General features: G+C 30.8%; 2 protein-coding genes and 1 pseudogene. 1 reads left to right on the top strand and 2 read right to left on the bottom strand.

The genetic code is table 11. The annotated features are described in order from the left end of the window. Window positions 1-320: pseudogene (locus DD829_RS23850) on the top strand (hypothetical protein); the annotation flags it as partial. A gap of 10 nt (window positions 321-330) precedes the next feature. Here DD829_RS23850 and DD829_RS19875 read toward each other — a convergent pair. Together DD829_RS19875 and DD829_RS19880 are read right to left on the bottom strand one after the other, a co-directional pair. Then, entirely contained in the window at window positions 331-2,178 is a 1,848-nt protein-coding gene (locus DD829_RS19875) for a S8 family peptidase (RefSeq protein ID WP_116548091.1), read from the bottom strand. Continuing rightward, on the bottom strand, window positions 2,168-2,962 hold the full coding sequence (locus tag DD829_RS19880; RefSeq protein WP_116548092.1) for a hypothetical protein: 795 nt from the start codon (window positions 2,960-2,962) through the stop codon (window positions 2,168-2,170). The genes DD829_RS19875 and DD829_RS19880 overlap by 11 nt, the downstream gene beginning before the upstream one ends. Window positions 2,963-3,168: the final 206 nt, after the last annotated feature.

Raw genomic sequence — 3,168 nt, forward strand, 5'->3', positions numbered from 1 at the left:
GTACTGTAATTATTAATCTTATCGCCGTCTATAATGATCATAAAACTATTGCGTTATTGGGTACTTTTAATGATAAGGATTATATTAAATTATCAGGTTCTTCATTTATTATAGACAATGTAATTTGTGAAAATATACAGACTAAAATCTTTGATTTTGAAGGAAGTGATATTCCTTCTATTGAAGAGTTTTTCAGCGGTTTTCGTCCGGAATTGGAAAAGTATCCTATTATCTTTAACTCAAAAAAGCAACTTATAAAGGGTTTTTTCTGGCAACAAAAAAATCGCCTCAAATTCAAGAAGCGATCTTTCTGTTTATAAAATTATATTTTTATTCCTTAACGAATTTTTTGAAATACTTTAACTTAGAATTATCATTAGTAATATCAATAAAATAAGTGCCTTTTAATAATTTTGAGATATCTATTGAAGCAGTATTTATAATAGAAATATTGCTTTCAAACACTAATCTGTTACTTATATCAAATATTTTAATCGTGCTATTTTTCAATTCTTTATTAGCTTTAATGAATAGATTATCCTTGGCAGGGATTGGATAAAGTGTAATATCTTCATTCTTAATTTCGATTATGCTTGAAGAATTATTTTTTGATACATTTGCTCCCGAATTAGCAGATTTATTTTGATTAGGATTAAAATTAAAACAAGTGTTCGTATCTTCTATATAGAAATAATGACTTTTTCCATTTCCTGGCTCCAAAAGTGTATTTGTATCTAAAATTATACTTTTTTTAGCTTTAAATTTAACATTTGCATTCTCTGTAAAACTTTCGTTTTGAATTCTTATAGATTCTGGTGAATTTGTAAGCTCAAAGTCCCATTTTTCAAAGTTTCTATTCTTTATTAATACTTCACCTCCGTTTGCAGGATTCATTTGCCATGCAATTTTTGTAGCTTCACCCGCATCAATTCTTCCTGCACCAAGTTTTCCCAGGTATGGTTGATTCTCCTGAATGTTATCTAGTCGGGCTGAGGTAAGTTTTAAGATTGTTTCAACCTCTTCAGTATTTAAACAACTGTTTGCAGTTAACATCAAACTAACGACTCCTGAAACTTGTGGTGCTGCAATTGATGTTCCGTAAATATGGGTATATTTTGTTCCTTGATTATTGTAATTTGGATCGAATAACGAAACCACATCATAACCTGGAGCTCTCAAATCTACCATATCGTTTGTCTGGTGTCTATCATTATTTACACCTGGACCAATTCCGACACGATCTTCCCAATTGAAAGGAAGTCCTGCACCGGGTCCACAACAGGCAACATTTCCAACTTTTGCAAAACCCACTGATGAAACACTTATGACATGATTATAACTTGCAGGATAAACGTAATTATCAGGACCTCCACAAGTTCCCCCATTTCCGGCAGCAACAACGATAACTGTTCCGTTCTGATGAACTTCGTCAATAACAAGCTGATCTATTGAACTATAACTGCATGAGTTATACCAACTGGCATTTACTACTCTTGCGCCATTTTGTGATAAAACAAGCAAGGTATTCATCATAGCCCCATCATACATATATTTGAATAATACTTTTGAATTAAAGCCAATTCCAGCCATACCAATATTGTTATCTGTAGCTGCTGCGGCAATTCCTGAAACCGAAGTGCCATGCCAATCACTTACATTCGTAAGCATAGTTACTTTTCCTTGTAAGTCTTCATGAGCAGTATTAATTCCACTATCAGAAATCCCAATATTAAAATTTGGATCACCTGTACTATAATCCCATGCAGTTCTGAGATTAATTAATTCAAAATTTCTGTGATGGTAAACAGGATCTATCAAATCATAGTCATTCGGTGTATAAAGTAAGGTTTCTCCTTTATAAGTTTCTTCTGTGTAAGGAAAATATTGTTTATACTTATTTAAGTCATTAATTAAATCTGTACTTTTGGTTTCTAATAAATAAATTGTTCTTAGATAAGGCATTTTTGATGTAGGAAAAGCTTTCTCTAAATTGATGATTCCATGTTTGGAAAGCATATCCCTTACTTGTATATCATTATGTAATATAACGGTTTTTCCATCAACTGTTGTTATTTTTGGAGCATTGTTTTCATCTGGAATTTCAATATAATAAAGTTTACTCTGTCCAAATAAAAATGATCCTGCAAATAATAATATTGGAAGTATTTTATTTTTCATTTTTTTTGACAGTATTTTTAAGTTCTTGAATTTCCTTTTGTTGTTGTATTACATATAATGTTAATTCTTCTATTTTTTTTAACAAAAGAATGTTCATTTCTTTTAATTCAATACCTTCTTTTATTGCTTCATCTGTTGATGGAACCTCAGGAAGATGCTTATTCTTTTTTATGTAATTTTCTAAACTACTCAAATCCATTAATTTATAGCTGTCGTCAAATACATAATCTGCCCAACCATTTGATGATGCTATATCCACTTTTACTTTTTCGGTTCTAATTCCATCTTTTACAAAAAGGCGGTAATCATTACAATCTGCACAGGAACTATTAGGATTAGTACCTAAAAAAAGTTTTCCGTTTGCTCTTAATGACATGATCCATCCATATGCTGCAGGAGTTCCCCATCCAGCTACATCAATGATTCCAGGGTTATTCGGCTGATATTGTGTATATCGAAGAAAAACGAGAGAATTTCCATTGTCATGATTGGCTCCTTCATTTCCTACATAAAAAGTATCGCTTAAAATATTAGTTGAAACTTGGGTTCGCCCCGATACTTTTAGGGCAATATCGTTTGCGGGAGCTCCGGCTAATCCAATATTTCCGCTAGAGTTTATTCTTAATCTTTCTTGATTGTTGGTTTTTAATACGAAATCCTGATTATCAGAAGTTCCAATGTAGTTTGTTCCAGGTGTAGTTCCAGAGTTACCATTTAAATTCCAAGATTGAGCAGCGGAGATTCCATTAATTGCCATGGCAATTAAAATAATTGTTTTTTTCATGATTAAAAGATTATTTTTTTTATTTTGTTATAGTTTTGTAAATCTATACAAATTAAATTACTAAACAATACTAAAATGTTAATTAAAAATAATAAAATCATTAAATTTCTATTATCACTTTATTTATGTTTAATGACATATTATCTCTATACACATCAATATTACAATTCAGATATTGAAGCTTACATGGGATTAGTATATAAAGC

Source organism: Chryseobacterium sp. HMWF035 (assembly GCF_003094695.1).
Taxonomy (GTDB): Bacteria; Bacteroidota; Bacteroidia; order Flavobacteriales; family Weeksellaceae; genus Chryseobacterium; species Chryseobacterium gambrini.

Coding starts and splice junctions, on each gene's coding strand:
- DD829_RS19875 (WP_116548091.1), bottom strand. CDS start 2,178: ATGAAAAATAAAATACTTCCAATATTATTATTTGCAGGATCATTTTTA.
- DD829_RS19880 (WP_116548092.1), bottom strand. CDS start 2,962: ATGAAAAAAACAATTATTTTAATTGCCATGGCAATTAATGGAATCTCC.